The sequence below is a fragment of the Streptomyces aquilus genome (assembly GCF_003955715.1).
Lineage (GTDB): Bacteria > Actinomycetota > Actinomycetes > Streptomycetales > Streptomycetaceae > Streptomyces > Streptomyces aquilus.
Window position 1 is genome coordinate 6,980,798 of sequence record NZ_CP034463.1, and the last position, 13,906, is coordinate 6,994,703.

At 69.6% G+C, this 13,906-nt stretch carries 16 protein-coding genes; 8 read left to right on the forward strand and 8 right to left on the reverse strand.

Annotation, left to right across the window (positions count from 1 at the left end):
• Positions 1-13: 13 nt before the first annotated feature.
• Both EJC51_RS32340 and EJC51_RS32345 read right to left on the reverse strand, forming a co-directional pair.
• Entirely contained in the window at positions 14-424 is a 411-nt protein-coding gene (locus tag EJC51_RS32340; protein WP_126274302.1) for a VOC family protein, read from the reverse strand.
• A gap of 27 nt (positions 425-451) precedes the next feature.
• Entirely contained in the window at positions 452-844 is a 393-nt protein-coding gene (locus tag EJC51_RS32345) for a helix-turn-helix transcriptional regulator (protein ID WP_059192390.1), read from the reverse strand.
• A 90-nt stretch (positions 845-934) separates the two neighbouring features.
• Here EJC51_RS32345 and EJC51_RS32350 point away from each other — a divergent pair, with 90 nt between their 5' ends.
• Both EJC51_RS32350 and EJC51_RS32355 read left to right on the forward strand, forming a co-directional pair.
• Positions 935-2,089, forward strand: a complete 1,155-nt coding sequence (locus EJC51_RS32350) for an inorganic phosphate transporter (protein WP_126274303.1) — start codon at positions 935-937, stop codon at positions 2,087-2,089.
• Positions 2,090-2,103: 14 nt separating this feature from the next.
• On the forward strand, positions 2,104-2,337 hold the full coding sequence (locus tag EJC51_RS32355) for a hypothetical protein (RefSeq protein ID WP_126274304.1): 234 nt from the start codon (positions 2,104-2,106) through the stop codon (positions 2,335-2,337).
• A gap of 19 nt (positions 2,338-2,356) precedes the next feature.
• On the opposite strand, the gene EJC51_RS32360 is transcribed toward EJC51_RS32355, so the two are convergent.
• On the reverse strand, positions 2,357-4,567 hold the full coding sequence (locus EJC51_RS32360) for a peptidoglycan recognition protein family protein (RefSeq protein WP_126274305.1): 2,211 nt from the start codon (positions 4,565-4,567) through the stop codon (positions 2,357-2,359).
• A 216-nt stretch (positions 4,568-4,783) separates the two neighbouring features.
• On the reverse strand, positions 4,784-5,179 hold the full coding sequence (gene sodN, locus EJC51_RS32365) for a superoxide dismutase, Ni (RefSeq protein ID WP_004983535.1): 396 nt from the start codon (positions 5,177-5,179) through the stop codon (positions 4,784-4,786).
• 145 nt (positions 5,180-5,324) lie between these two features.
• Between sodN and sodX the strand changes: the two genes are divergently transcribed.
• Positions 5,325-5,762, forward strand: a complete 438-nt coding sequence (sodX, locus tag EJC51_RS32370; protein ID WP_126277212.1) for a nickel-type superoxide dismutase maturation protease — start codon at positions 5,325-5,327, stop codon at positions 5,760-5,762.
• Here the strand turns inward: sodX and EJC51_RS32375 are convergent.
• The gene (locus tag EJC51_RS32375) at positions 5,666-6,295 is read right to left on the reverse strand and encodes a CGNR zinc finger domain-containing protein (RefSeq protein WP_126274306.1); all 630 of its coding nucleotides are present in this window, start codon (positions 6,293-6,295) and stop codon (positions 5,666-5,668) included. The genes sodX and EJC51_RS32375 overlap by 97 nt on opposite strands.
• Positions 6,296-6,397: 102 nt before the next feature.
• Between EJC51_RS32375 and EJC51_RS32380 the strand changes: the two genes are divergently transcribed.
• A complete protein-coding gene (locus EJC51_RS32380; protein ID WP_126274307.1) occupies positions 6,398-7,156 on the forward strand; it encodes a class I SAM-dependent methyltransferase in 759 nt (252 codons plus the stop codon).
• 60 nt (positions 7,157-7,216) lie between these two features.
• Here EJC51_RS32380 and EJC51_RS32385 read toward each other — a convergent pair whose 3' ends face one another.
• The 3 genes from EJC51_RS32385 to EJC51_RS32395 are packed head-to-tail and all read right to left on the reverse strand — an operon-like array spanning position 7,217 to position 9,935.
• Positions 7,217-7,978: an amino acid ABC transporter ATP-binding protein gene (locus EJC51_RS32385; RefSeq protein ID WP_126274308.1), complete on the reverse strand. Its 762-nt coding sequence runs from the start codon at positions 7,976-7,978 to the stop codon at positions 7,217-7,219.
• 3 nt (positions 7,979-7,981) lie between these two features.
• On the reverse strand, positions 7,982-8,938 hold the full coding sequence (locus EJC51_RS32390) for an amino acid ABC transporter permease (protein WP_126274309.1): 957 nt from the start codon (positions 8,936-8,938) through the stop codon (positions 7,982-7,984).
• A 31-nt stretch (positions 8,939-8,969) separates the two neighbouring features.
• Positions 8,970-9,935, reverse strand: coding sequence for an ABC transporter substrate-binding protein (locus tag EJC51_RS32395; protein WP_126274310.1), 966 nt, complete (start codon positions 9,933-9,935; stop codon positions 8,970-8,972).
• A gap of 617 nt (positions 9,936-10,552) precedes the next feature.
• Here EJC51_RS32395 and EJC51_RS32405 point away from each other — a divergent pair.
• From EJC51_RS32405 to EJC51_RS32420, 4 genes are all read left to right on the forward strand, one after another.
• Positions 10,553-11,776 carry an NAD(P)-dependent malic enzyme gene (locus tag EJC51_RS32405; protein WP_126274311.1) on the forward strand — a complete coding sequence of 408 codons (1,224 nt, stop codon included), beginning with the start codon at positions 10,553-10,555 and terminating at the stop codon, positions 11,774-11,776.
• Between the two features lie 243 nt (positions 11,777-12,019).
• On the forward strand, positions 12,020-12,985 hold the full coding sequence (locus EJC51_RS32410; protein ID WP_126274312.1) for a zinc-binding dehydrogenase: 966 nt from the start codon (positions 12,020-12,022) through the stop codon (positions 12,983-12,985).
• A 125-nt stretch (positions 12,986-13,110) separates the two neighbouring features.
• Positions 13,111-13,320, forward strand: a complete 210-nt coding sequence (locus tag EJC51_RS32415) for an HTH domain-containing protein (RefSeq protein ID WP_059192380.1) — start codon at positions 13,111-13,113, stop codon at positions 13,318-13,320.
• Positions 13,320-13,892, forward strand: coding sequence for a Clp protease N-terminal domain-containing protein (locus tag EJC51_RS32420; protein WP_126274313.1), 573 nt, complete (start codon positions 13,320-13,322; stop codon positions 13,890-13,892). Before EJC51_RS32415 ends, EJC51_RS32420 begins: the two co-directional genes overlap by 1 nt.
• Positions 13,893-13,906: the final 14 nt, after the last annotated feature.

Consider the following 13,906-nt stretch of genomic DNA (forward strand, 5'->3'; position numbering starts at 1 on the left):
GGGCGATCGTAGGTCAGGGGGCCTGCATGAACCGCAGCATATTTCCGGCGGGGTCCCGGAACGCGCAGTCGCGCACCCCGTACGGCATGTCCGTCGGCTCCTGGAGCACCTCGGCGCCGGACGCCTGGACGCGGGCGAAGAGGGCGTCGCAGTCGGTGGTGCTGAAGTTGACCCCGCGCAGCACGCCCTTGGCCAGCAGCTGCTCCATCGCCTCCCGGTCGGCGGGGGAGAGGTCGGGGTTGGCGGCGGGCGGCTCCAGGACGATCGACACGTCCGGCTGCGACGGCGAGCCGACGGTCGTCCAGCGCATCCCCTCGTACTTGACGTCGTTGCGGACCTCCAGGCCCAGGACGTCGCAGTAGAAGGCGATCGCCTTGTCGTGGTCGTCGACGGCGATGAAGCAGGTGTGGAGTTTCAGGTCCATGGGGTCAACCTACGGTCGATACCGGCCTCACGCCCGCCTCGGCCGCGTGTACGCCCGCACCACGCACGGCGGGATCTCCGCGCTCTCCTCGTGCGAACGCGCCCGGTACGAGCTCGGGGACTCGCCCACCAGCTGGGTGAAACGGGCGCTGAAGGAGCCCAGCGACGTACAGCCGACCGCCATGCAGACCTCGGTGACGGACAGGTCGCCGCGGCGCAGCAGCATCTTCGCGCGCTCCACGCGGCGGGTCATGAGATAGCCGTACGGCGTCTCCCCGTACGCCTCCTTGAAGCTGCGCTGGAAATGGCCCGGGGACATCAGGGCGGTGCCCGCGAGGGCCGCCATGTCGAGCGGCTCGGTGTACTCGCGGTCCATACGGTCACGGGCCTTGCGCAGCCGCACCAGATCCTCACGGTTCACCTCGTCAGCATCGCACGGAAGTCCGCATTCCTGGCGAGTCCTTTGCTTTCAGTTCGCCCCGCATTGGCCTCGGCTTGTTTGCATCCAAGAATGGACCACATCACGTTCCTCGTGGCGGTCGTCATCGTCACGGCTCTCGCGTTCGACTTCACGAACGGATTCCACGACACGGCCAACGCGATGGCCACGTCCATCGCGACGGGGGCTCTGAAACCACGAACTGCCGTATTGATCAGTGGAGTTCTGAACGTCGTCGGCGCCTTCCTGTCCACCGAGGTCGCCAAGACCATCTCGGGCGGGATCGTGGACGACACCCTGGTGACACCCGGGATGATCTTCGCGGGGCTGGTCGGGGCGATCCTCTGGAATTTGCTCACGTGGCTGGTGGGGCTGCCGTCGAGTTCCTCGCATGCCCTGTTCGGCGGGCTGATCGGGGCCGTGTGGGTCGGGGCGGGCTCGTCCGGTGTGCACTTCGACAAGGTGGTCGAGAAGGTGCTGATCCCGGCGGTCGCCTCACCCCTGGTGGCCGGGGTCGCCGCCCTGATCGCGACCTACTTCGCCTACCGGCTCACCGCCCGCGCCCGCAAGGAGTCGGTCACCAAGGGCTTCCGGCTCGGGCAGATCGCCTCCGCCTCCCTGGTGTCCCTCGCGCACGGCACCAACGACGCGCAGAAGACCATGGGCGTCATCACCCTCACCCTGATCTCGGCGGGCGCGCTCGGCCATGACGCCGGTCCGCCGGTGTGGGTGATCGCGTCGGCCGGGCTCGCCATCGGCCTCGGCACCTACCTGGGCGGCTGGCGGATCATCCGCACCATGGGCAAGGGCCTGACCGAGATCCAGTCCCCGCAGGGCTTCGCCGCGGAGACGGCCTCCACGACCGTCATCCTCACCTCCGCCCACCTCGGCTTCGCCCTGTCCACCACCCAGGTCGCCTCGGGCTCCATCCTCGGCGCGGGCCTGGGCCGGCGCCTCGCGGAGGTGCGCTGGGGCATCGCGGGCCGGATGGTCGTCGCCTGGCTGATCACCCTGCCGGCCGCCGCGCTGGTCGGTGGCGTCTCCGCGAGCGCGGTCAAGCACGGCGGCGACTTCGGCACGGTCGTCGTCGCCCTGGTCGGCGCCGCCGTCGCCGCGGGCATCGTGCTCGTCTCGCGCCGCAACCCGGTGAGCGCCCACAACGTCAACGACGCCCATGAGGTGACCGTCCGCAGCACCGCGCCGACCTCGGTCGGCACGGCCGCCTGAAGGGAGTTCGCAGGATGAACATCGACTGGACCGCACTCGGCCAGGTCGCCGCGGTGAGCATCGGCGTCACCGTCGCCGTGGTCGTCGTCTTCGCCCTCGGCGTGCTGGGCCTGGCCCGCTACGAGGGGGCCCACGCACAGGAGGGCGCCACGTCCGCCGTCGGCCTCGCGCAGGCGGGGGTGTGCTTCCTCGCCTGCGCGGGCGTGGTGGCGTACGGGATCTATCTGATCGTGCCCCAGTTCCACTGACTCACCGGGGCACGCCGGCTCACTTCAGATACACCAGGCCGTCCGTCGTCACCGTCGGGCGGCCGCTGGTGGCGACGACGACGATCTTGACGGTGTGCCGGGCACTGCTCGACCAGGTCTTCGTCCAGATCGCGTTCCGGTACATGGTCGTCGTCGACTTCAGGTCGACGGTGGCGACCTTCGTGCCGTCCACGTAGACGTACGCCTGCCCGGAGGTCGCGGCCCGCGAGACCACCCAGGCCGCCGAACGACCGGTGAACGTCCAGCTGAGCGAGGCGTTCTTGGTCTTGCTGGTGTACGACTTGCCGCCCAGGTAGCTGTACGACGACTTGGCCGTCCAGGTCCCCGACCTGGTGGCCGAGGTCTCCTGGAGGATCACCGGGGTGTCGCTGACGGAGGCGGTGGCGGTGTTGCCGGCCTGGTCGTAGGCCTTGAGCGACCAGGTAGTGGCGGTACCGGGCTTGGCGCTCTGGAGGGTGCTGGTCGTCGTGGGACCGTAGGTCGCGGTGGCCGGCGCGGTCAGCCTGACCTCCCTCAGCGCGGACGAGTCGGTGGCCTTCCACTTCAGCGTGAGCGGGACCGCCGTGGTGCTCACCGTGCCGGTGCGCAGGGCGAGGTTCGGCTTGGTGGAGAAGGTGGGCGCGGTGGTCTCCGCGACGACCGTGGCCGTCGCGCTGGTGGTCGTCCTCCCGGACTGGTGGACGGCGCGTACGGCGACCTGGTGGCTGCCGGCGCCGAGGCTGACCTTGGCGGAGCCGGCGGTGCCCGCGGCGGTCGCCGCCACCTTGCCGTCGACCAGCACCTCGTACGTGGAGACGAAGGCGGCCGGGCTGGTGATCGACCAGTTCAGGGTGACCGAGGCCGTGGTGTACGCCGTCGCGCCGACCGTGCCCGAGCCGGTGACCGACTTCAGGGCGAGGCCGGTGACCGGGCCCGCCGCCCAGGAGCGGATCGTCGGCAGCTCGGCGTAGAAGGCGGTGCCCGGGCACTCGGTGTTGTAGGCGTCGCGGTGGCCGATGATCGTGGGGTACGTCAACTGCGTCCCCAGCGTCCATGACTTGCCGGCGTAGTTGGTGCCGTCCGCGCCCGCCGTCAGCGTGGTGGTGCCGTCCGGGTCGACCCCGTACTGGCCGAGCTTCCAGGCGGCGAGCCGGGCGACCGAGGTCATCGCGGCCGTGCTGGGGGCGGTGTCGGTGTAGGTGCCGAGGACGGAGACGCCGGCGGTCTGGCTGTTGAAGCCGTAGGTGTGCGCGCCGAGCACCGGCCGGTCGACGCCGCCCTTGCGGCCCTCGTAGATGGTGCCGCACTTGTCCACGAGGAAGTTGTAGCCGATGTCTTTCCAGCCCTGGGACTTGACGTGGTACGTGTAGATGCCACGGATGAGCGCCGGGGCCTCGTCGCAGGTGTAGTCGTTGGAGTTGACGGTGTGGTGCACCGTCACCGCCTTGACCTTCCCGCCCGGCAGATAGGCGGGCGCCTCGGGGCTGATCGACTCGTCGGCGCCCCAGCCGGCCCGCGAGGTGATCGGGGGCCGCGGGACGGCGGACGCCGGGGCGCTCGTCGTCGCGGTGGGCGTCGCGGAGGCCGAGCCGGCGGTCGGGGTCGGGGTGGTCGTGCTCGGCGTGGGGGAGGGCGTTCCGCCGGCGCTCGCGGACGGCGTGGCCGTGACCGGCGTGGGGCTGTCGGCCGGGATGGCGGTGGGCGACTCGGTGGCGTCCATCGCGAAGGCGGCCGGCCGCACGGCGGAGACGCTGCTCGTGCCGGGGTCGACCATGTCGAGGCGCAGGCCCTTGGGCAGCCTGGCGGACGCCTTGCCGTCCACCCGGACCTCGACGCCGTCCGAGGGGCCGAACCAGGTGGGCTCGGTGCCGCCGCGGGTGGCGCCCTGGTCGCCCGGTTCGTTGGTGGCGTCCAGCGTCAGCCAGTTCGACCAGGTGCCCGTCTTCGCGTCCCGCGCGCGGGCCTCGATCTTCGCGCTCACGCGCGCGTACGGGTCGGACCAGGTGAGGCCGAGCAGACTGAAGTGCGCGGTGTCCCGCCTGCCGAGCCGGGCGGACGTGCCGTCGGCGGCCACGGTCAGCTCGGCGGCGCGGGTGGTGCTCCTGACGGGGTGTGGCTTCCCGTCGTCCGCGGCGCGCTCCGAGGGGCTTGCGGTCATGCCCTGGACGGCCAGTGTTCCGGCCACCGTGGCCGCCGTCAGCGCGGCCGCCCCCCACCAACGACGTCTCATCTCGACGTGCACACCTTTCACCACAGTGCCCCCAAGGGCCTCACCGATGTGATGCCCAGTGAAAGGTATGCGGAGGGCTGGAGGGTGAAAGACGGTCAATTAGGAAAAACGTGTCCTATGTGCACTGGGGTGGTGCGGTGATCTGTGCCACCGGCAGCGCGAAGGGGCCCGGCCGAGGATGTCGGCCGGGCCCCTTCGGGAGACGTGAGATCGAGCTCAGGCCTTCTTGGTCTCCCAGAAGATCTTGTCGATCTGGGCGATGTAGTCCAGCGCCTTCTGGCCCGTCGCCGGGTCGGTGGACGCCTTGGCGGCCGAGAGGGCCTTCAGGGTGTCGTTGACCAGCTGGTGCAGCTCCGGGTACTTCTCGAAGTGCGGGGGCTTGAAGTAGTCGCTCCAGAGCACCGACACGTGGTGCTTCGCGAGCTCGGCGCGCTGCTCCTTGATGACGGTGGCGCGAGCCTGGAAGTGCGGGTCGTCGTTGCCGGCCATCTTTTCCTGGACGGCCTTCACCGACTCCGCCTCGATGCGGGCCTGGGCCGGGTCGTACACGCCGCAGGGCAGGTCGCAGTGGGCGCTGACCTTGACCTTGGGGGCAAACAGGCGGGAAAGCATGGAGCATTCCTTCCTCGTGATCGTCTTCTCAGGTGGGACATTACTCCCTGCGAGACGGGTTTTCGCGAGTGCCCCCATGGGCTTAGGACAAAAGTCCGGGGTCAAACTGGGACTGGTGGATGAACGTACCGGGGAGGTGCCGGGGATGCCGGAGCTGTCGCAGGAGACCGAACACGGAGCAGCGGTCCCGCCCTTGGGGTGGGTCGAGGTGACCGGACCGTCGATGGTGCCCACGCTCTACCACGGGGACCAGCTCCTCGTCCGCTACACGGGCCGGGTCCGGCCCGGCGACATCGTCGTCCTGCGTCATCCCCTGCAACAGAACCTGCTCGTGGTGAAGCGGGCGGCGGAGCGCCGGCCGGGCGGCTGGTGGGTGCTGGCCGACAACCCGCTGGGCTCCACCACCGACAGCGAGGACTTCGGCGTCGTGCCCGACGAGCTGATCCTGGGCAAGGTCCGCTTCCGCTTCCGCCCGCCGCAGGCCGGTCAGCGCTCGCCGCTCGCGCTGGCCCGCTGGGCGCTGTCGGCGGCCAGGCCCGTCTTCCCGGACCGGTCGGCCTCCAGGCGCTTGCGGGCGCGGTAGGCGGCCACGTTGGCGCGGGTGGCGCAGCGGTCGGAGCAGTAGCGCCGGGAGCGGTTCGTGGACGTGTCCAGATAGGCGTTGCGGCAGGGCGCGGCCTCGCACAGGCCGAGGCGATCGACGCCGTACTCCGTCAGATGGAAGGCGAGGCCCATCGCGGCGATCGCCGCGTAGCCGGCCGTCACGTTCGACGGGTGGTCGGCCAGGTGCATGTGCCACAGCGGTCGGCCGTCGTCGTCGCGGTGGTCGTGCCCGGAGATCTGCGGGCTGACCGGGAACTCCAGCAGCAGCGCGTTGAGCAGGTTCACCGCCAGGGTCTCGTCGCCGCCGTCCGCGGCCTCGAAGACCGCGCGCAGGCGGCCTCGGACCGAGCGGAAGCGGGTGACGTCGGACTCGGTGGCCCGCCGGGCCGCCTCCTGGCTGGCGCCGAACAGCTCGCGGACGGCCTCGACCGAGGTCAGCGAGTCCTTGCCCCGGGCCGGGTCCTCGCTGTTGACGAGGCGCACGGCGTAATCCGAGTAATAGGCCAGTTCCACTTGTAGTCCTTACGGAGGCGTTCTATGGTCGTGGTGCGGTCGGTCGGTAATGGCTGATCGTGCTTCCAGGGTATTACGTGCGTGCAGGAAGAGGGGGCTCCCATGACGACCCGTACCGAAACCGACTGGCAGGCCTGGCAGGAGAGCTGGGACCGGCAGCAGGAGTGGTACATGCCCGACCGCGAGGAACGCTTCCGCATCATGCTCGACATGGTCGAGGCCCTCCTCGGACCCCGGCCGCGCGTGCTCGACCTCGCGTGCGGCACGGGAAGTATCACGGCCCGGCTGCTCGCCCGGTTCCCGGCGGCCACCAGCACCGGCGTCGACCTCGACCCGGCCCTCCTCGCCATCGCCGAGGGCACCTTCGCGGGCGACGACCGCGTCACCTTCGTGACCGCCGACCTCAAGGACCCGGACTGGCCCACGCGGCTGCCGTACGACTCCTACGACGCCGTCCTGACCGCCACGGCCCTGCACTGGCTGCACAGCGAACCCCTCGCGGCCCTCTACGGTCAGGTCGCGGAACTCGTCCGCGACGGCGGTGTCTTCATGAACGCGGACCACATGATCGACGAGACGACGCCCCGGATCAACGCGGCCGAGCGCGCCCAGCGCCACGCCCGCATGGATCAGGCCAAGGCCGACGGTGCCCTCGACTGGGCCGAGTGGTGGCAGGTCGCCGCGCAGGACCCCGTCCTCGCCGGTCCGACCGCCCGCCGCTTCGAGATCTACGGCGAGCACGCCGACGGCGACATGCCGTCCGCCGCCTGGCACGCCCGCGTGCTGCGCGAGAAGGGCTTCGGGGAGGCACGGCCGGTGTGGTGCTCGCCGTCGGACACGCTGCTGCTGGCGGTCAAGTGACGGGATGAGGAAGGGGCGGTACGGGAATCCCGTACCGCCCCTTCGTCGTCGTGCGACCCGCTACAGGACCTTCGACAGGAACGCCTGCGTCCGCTCGTGCTGCGGGTTGGTCAGGACGTCGCGCGGGTTGCCGGACTCGACCACCACACCGCCGTCCATGAAGACCAGGCTGTCGCCGACCTCGCGGGCGAAGCCCATCTCGTGGGTGACGACGACCATCGTCATACCCGACTCGGCGAGGTCACGCATGACGTCGAGGACGTCACCGACCAGCTCCGGGTCGAGGGCCGAGGTCGGCTCGTCGAACAGCATCAGCTTCGGGTCCATCGCGAGGGCCCGGGCGATGGCGACACGCTGCTGCTGGCCGCCGGAGAGCTGCGAGGGGTAGTTCTTCGCCTTGTCGGCGAGACCCACGCGCTCCAGCAGCTCGCCCGCCCGCTCCCGGGCCTGGGCCTTGCTCACGCCCTTGACCTGGACCGGCGCCTCCATGACGTTCTCCAGCGCCGTCATGTGCGGGAACAGGTTGAACCGCTGGAACACCATGCCGATGTCCCGGCGCTTCAGCGCGACCTCGCTGTCCTTGAGCTCGTACAGCTTGTCGCCCTTCTGGCGGTAGCCGACCAGCTCGCCGTCGACGTACAGCCGACCGGCGTTGATCTTCTCCAGGTGGTTGATGCACCGCAGGAACGTCGACTTGCCGGAGCCGGAGGGGCCGATGAGGCAGAACACCTCGCCCTGCTTGACCTCCAGGTCGATGCCCTTGAGGACTTCCACCGGGCCGAAGGACTTGTGAACGCCCTCGGACTTCACCATTGCGTTCATGGGTCACCGCCGCCAGCTGGAGAGGGAGATCATGTTGGCCTTGACCTTCTGCCACGGCGTCGCCGGCAGGCTCCGGGAGGTGCCGCGGGCGTAACGCCGCTCCAGATAGAACTGGAAGACGCTGAACACGCTGGTCATGACCAGGTACCAGATGCACGCCACGAACAGCATCTCCATGACGGCGTACGACGTGGAGCCGATCGTCGACGTGGCGCGCAGGAGTTCGTTGTACGTCACCGCGTACACCAGCGACGAGGTCTTCAGCATGTTGATGAACTCGTTGCCGGTCGGCGGCACGATCACCCGCATCGCCTGCGGGATCACGATCCGGCGCAGCGTCTTGGCGTGGCTCATGCCGAGCGCGTGCGAGGCCTCGGTCTGGCCCTCGTCGACGGCCAGCAGACCGGCGCGGCAGATCTCCGCCATGTACGCGGCCTCGTTCAGACCCAGGCCGAGGAGCGCGGCCATGAACGGGGTCATGACGTCGACCATCTCGTCCTTGTAGATCGGACCGAGATTCAGCGTGGGGAAGATCAGCGCCAGGTTGAACCAGAGCAGGAGCTGGACGTAGACCGGGGTCCCGCGGAAGAACCAGATGTAGACCCAGGCCACCCAGCTCGTCACCGGGTTCTTGGAGAGCCGCATGACGGCCAGGATCACGCCGAGGACCACGCCCATGATCATCGAGAGGACGCTGATCAGCAGGGTGCGGCCGGCGCCCTTGAGGACCGTGTCGTCGAACACGTAGTCGCCGACCGCGGACCACTGGATCTTGTCGGCCGTGGCGAACGCGTTGACCAGCAGGCCGACGAGCGCCAGCACGACGACCGCGCTGACGTAACGGCCCCAGTGGCGCACCGGGACGGCCTTGATCGCCTCGGGGGCGACGGAGGCGGCGGAGGCCTCCTTGGAGACCGGCGGCGTCGCGTCCGCCGGCTCCTTCTCGAACTTGTCAGTCACCGTGACTGCCCTTCAGAGGTACTGGGGTCCGTCACTTGCCGCCGTTGATCGCGGCCTTGTCGATGGCGCCGGACTGGGCGCCCCACTTGTCGAGGATCTTCTTGTACGTGCCGTCCTCGATGATCGCGTTGACGGCCGCCTCCAGCGCGGAGGTGAGCTCCTTGTTGTCCTTGTTCACGGCGATGCCGAACGGACCGGCGTCGACCTGCTCGCCGACGACCTCGAAGGCGTTGCCGCCGTCGGCCTTGCGGGCCAGGTCGACCGCGACCGGGTAGTCGTTGACACCGGCGACGGCGCCGCCCGACTTCACGCGGGTCTGGGCCTCGGTGTCGTTCTCGAACGACTCGATGTCGATCGCCTTCTTGCCGTCCTTCTTACAGGCCTTGGACTGCGACTGGAGGGCGGCCTCGTACGTCGTACCGCGCTGCACGGCGGCGGTCTGGCCGCAGAGGTCCGCGATGGACTTGATGCCCTTCGGGTTGCCCTTGGCGACGTAGACGGCGGTGCCGGCCTTGAAGTAGTCGACGAAGTCGACACCCGGGCCGAGCTTCTTGCCCTTGTCGTCCAGGCCCTCCTGACGCTGCTTGGTGTCCGTCATGGAGGACATCGCCAGGTCGTAGCGGCCCGAGTTCAGCGCGGTGATCAGGCCGTCGAAGGAACCGGAGGTGAACTTGAACTCCACGCCCAGCTTCTCGCCCAGGGCGTTGGCGATGTCGATGTCGACACCGACGATCTTGCCGCCCTCCTGGTACTCCATGGGCGCGTACTCGGCGTTGGTGCCGGCCTTGATGACGCCGGCCTTCTGGATGCCCGCGGGCAGCTTGTCGAAGAGCGGAGCCTTGCTGGAGGACGCGCTCTCCTTGGTGCCGCCGTCGCCGCTGTCATTCGTCTGGTCACCGCAACCGGCGAGAAGCAGGGCGCCTGCGACCGCGATCGAGCCGACCGCTGCGAACCGGGAGCGAGCGGCGGTCGTACGACGGGTGGAGCTTGCGGTCATGGTGGGTTCCTCCGGCGGATGGGTGGAGTTGCCGATGGGGCGGGCTTCTGCCGATGGGGTCGGCAGGGGCCTTGGTTTCCTAGGTCGACGAGAGCACACGCCTTCGAGTGCCGCGACCTCGTGTGATTACGGCATCTTGCCATTCGGACTGCGCCATTCAGGGGCCCAGCCATGTCAAAATCGGATAACGGGTGACCCCCGAACCGCATCAGGTCGGACATCAAGTCCGCACCTCTTGCAGGAATCTCTCCTTCCGGCCGGAGGATCTTCGGCGCATCTCACGATGCGAGCGCCGACCTCCTGGCGTGCGCGACAGCTCGACCCGCTGTCAAGAGGGTGTCGAGGACGTGTCCCCATATTTGTTCATGATTCATGTCACCGATATGTGATGTGCGAGGTCCGTCATGTGACCTTGCACGTATTGGACTCGTCGCAGGTGCCGTCCGTCCGGTAAGAAGGTTCTTTACACCCCTCATCCGGGGCTCAGGGCGCGTGTGCGGCGCGCCCGTCGTGCACGGCCCGTACGCATCACCGACACAGGGCCGTACGCGGTGCCCGCCCACTTCTCAACCAGGAGTGGCCACCCTCAAACCATGAATATCTAAGGGGTAGAACAAGTGGCAGCGGAGATCGTCAATCCTCGCAGCGACAGCGATACGGGCCAGGACAGCGGGGCGGAGCCCCTCGATTCCTTCGACCCCGCGTTCGCGCTGCACCGCGGCGGCAAGATGGCAGTGCAGGCCACCGTGCCGATCCGCGACAAGGACGACCTGTCCCTCGCGTACACACCCGGCGTGGCGAAGGTGTGCAGCGCCATCGCCGAGCAGCCCGAGCTCGTCCACGACTACACGTGGAAGTCGTCCGTCGTCGCCGTCGTGACCGACGGCACGGCGGTCCTCGGACTCGGTGACATCGGGCCCGAGGCCTCCCTTCCGGTCATGGAAGGCAAGGCCATCCTCTTCAAGCAGTTCGGCGGCGTGGACGCGGTGCCGATCGCGCTGGACTGCACGGACGTCGACGAGATCGTCGAGACCGTGGTCCGCCTCGCTCCCTCCTTCGGCGGGGTCAACCTGGAGGACATCTCGGCACCGCGGTGCTTCGAGATCGAGAAGCGCCTCCAGGAGCGCCTCGACATCCCGATCTTCCACGACGACCAGCACGGCACGGCCGTCGTGACGCTGGCGGCCCTGCGGAACGCGGCGCGGCTGAGCGGCCGGGAGATCGGCCAGCTCCGTGCGGTCATCTCCGGCGCCGGCGCGGCCGGTGTGGCGATCGCCAAGATGCTCGTCGAGGCCGGCATCGGGGATGTGGCGCTGGCCGACCGCAAGGGCGTCATCTCGACGGACCGCGCGGACCTCACGGACGTCAAGCGCGAGGTCGCCTCCTTCACCAACAAGGCGGGCCTGACCGGCTCCCTGGAGGACGCCCTGGCCGGCGCCGACGTCTTCATCGGCGTCTCCGGCGGCACGGTGGCCGAGGAGGCGGTGGCGTCGATGGCAGAGGGCGCCTTCGTCTTCGCCATGGCCAACCCGAACCCCGAGGTGCACCCGGACGTCGCGCACAAGTACGCGGCGGTCGTGGCCACGGGTCGCTCGGACTTCCCGAACCAGATCAACAACGTCCTCGCGTTCCCCGGCATCTTCGCCGGCGCGCTCCAGGTGCGGGCCTCCCGCATCACCGAGGGCATGAAGATCGCGGCGGCGGAGGCGCTGGCGTCGGTGGTCGGCGACGACCTCGCCGCCGACTACGTCATCCCGTCCCCGTTCGACGAGCGGGTCGCTCCGGCGGTCACGGCGGCGGTCGCCGCGGCGGCTCGCGCGGAGGGTGTGGCTCGCCGCTGAGGTGAGATGCGCCGAGGCGCGTGAGCGCCGCGTTGCGTGAGCGCCGCGTTGCGTGAGCGCTGAGGTGCGTGAGCGCTGAGGTGCGTGAGCGCTGAGGTGGCCCCGTTCGGCTTGATGCCGGGCGGGGCCACTTTTTACTCGGCGGCGAGGCCGTTCGGGTGGTGGTGAGGTCCGTGGCAAGAGGGTGTGTGTCACAGGGCTCTCCGGTTCCCTCAAGACGCGCGGGAACCTATCGTCACCTTCATGTTCGCTGCCTACGCCGCCCGCATCGACCGTGACCAGCCGCTCTCCGGACTCGAGTTGGGGGAGCGTCCGGCTCCCGAGGCCCGCTCCGGCTGGAGCGTGATCAACGTCAAGGCCGCCTCCCTCAACCACCACGACCTCTGGTCCCTCAAGGGCGTCGGCATCACGGACGACCTGCTGCCGATGATCCTCGGCTGTGACGCCGCCGGTCTCGACGAGGACGGCAACGAGGTCGTCCTGCACTCGGTGATCGGCCAGAGCGGCCACGGCGTCGGCCCCAAGGAGCCCCGCTCCATCCTCACCGAGCGCTATCAGGGCACCTTCGCCGAGCAGGTCACCGTGCCGACCTGGAACGTCCTGCCCAAGCCCAAGGAACTCTCCTTCGCGGAGGCGGCCTGTCTGCCCACGGCGTGGCTGACGGCGTACCGCATGCTCTTCACCAACGCCGGTGTACGGCCCGGCGACTCGGTCCTCGTCCAGGGCGCCGGCGGCGGGGTCGCCACGGCCGCGATCGTGCTCGGCAAGGCGGCCGGGCTGCGTGTCTTCGCGACCAGCCGGGACGAGGCCAAGCGCAAGCGGGCCGTCGAGCTGGGGGCCGTGGAGGCGGTGGAGTCCGGTGCGCGGCTGCCGCAGCGGGTCGACGCCGTCATCGAGACGGTCGGCGCGGCCACCTGGTCGCACTCGGTGAAGTCGCTGAAGCCGGGCGGCACGCTCGTGATCTCCGGTGCGACGAGCGGTGACCGGCCCTCGCATGCCGAGCTGACCCGGATCTTCTTCCTGGAGCTCAAGGTCGTGGGCTCGACGATGGGCACCAAGGACGAGCTGGAGGACCTGCTGTCCTTCTGCGCCGCCACCGGGGTCCGCCCGGTCATCGACGAGGAGCTCCCGCTGGACCGGGCCCGGGAGGGCTTCGAACGGCTGGCGTCGGGCGAGCAGTTCGGCAAGATCGTGCTCACGAACTCCTGAGCCCCGGTCGCTCGGTCGCTCGGTCGCTCGGTCGAGAGGCGGGTCCGGACGCCGGGCCCGCCTTTTTCATACCCCGGTTGTCAACTTTGGTTGACGCTGTGAGGGTGTCAACGTAAGTTGACACCATGACCGAAGCAACGGATCTCGCCGAACGGGCGGGCGACCGCGACCCCCGGGTCGGCCTGCGGGCCGTCGCCGCGCTGCGCCGGCTCCTCGAACAGCTGGAGTCGGTGCAGGTGCGCAGCGCGCGCAACCAGGGCTGGTCGTGGCAGGAGATCGCCGCGGAACTCGGTGTGACCAGGCAGGCCGTGCACAAGAAGTACGGGAGGCATTGATGTTCGAGCGGTTCACGAAGGACGCCCGGGCCGTGGTGACGGGTGCGGTCGCGCATGCGGAACAGCACGGGTCGGAGACCGTCGACGCCGAGCACATGCTCCTGGCGCTGCTCGACCGGGAGGGCAGCCGGGCGTCGTTCGCGCTCGCCTCGGTCGGGGGTGCGGGGTGGCTGGAGTCGGTACGGGAGGCGCTGGGCGAGGCCCGTCGGCGCGGTGGGCTGTCGCAGGCCGACACCGACGCGCTGGCCGGACTCGGGATCGACGTGTCGGAGATCGTCGCCCGGGTCGAGGAGGCGCACGGCGTCGGTGCGATGTCCGGCGACCGTACGGGGGCGGGGCGGTGGCCCGGGTGGTCGGGACGCCGCCCGTTCAGCCGGAGCGCGAAGGACGTGCTCGTACGGGCGCTGCGCGTCGCCGTCGGCCACAAGGACCGCCACGTCGGCGACGAACACCTCCTCCTCGCCCTGACCACCGGGCCCGGAGTCCCCGCCGAGGTCCTCGCGGCTCACGGTGTCACGTACGAGGCGCTGACCCGCGTGCTCTACGGCGGGGGAGAGGCCAAGGCGGGCTGAGGGGCGGGAACGGG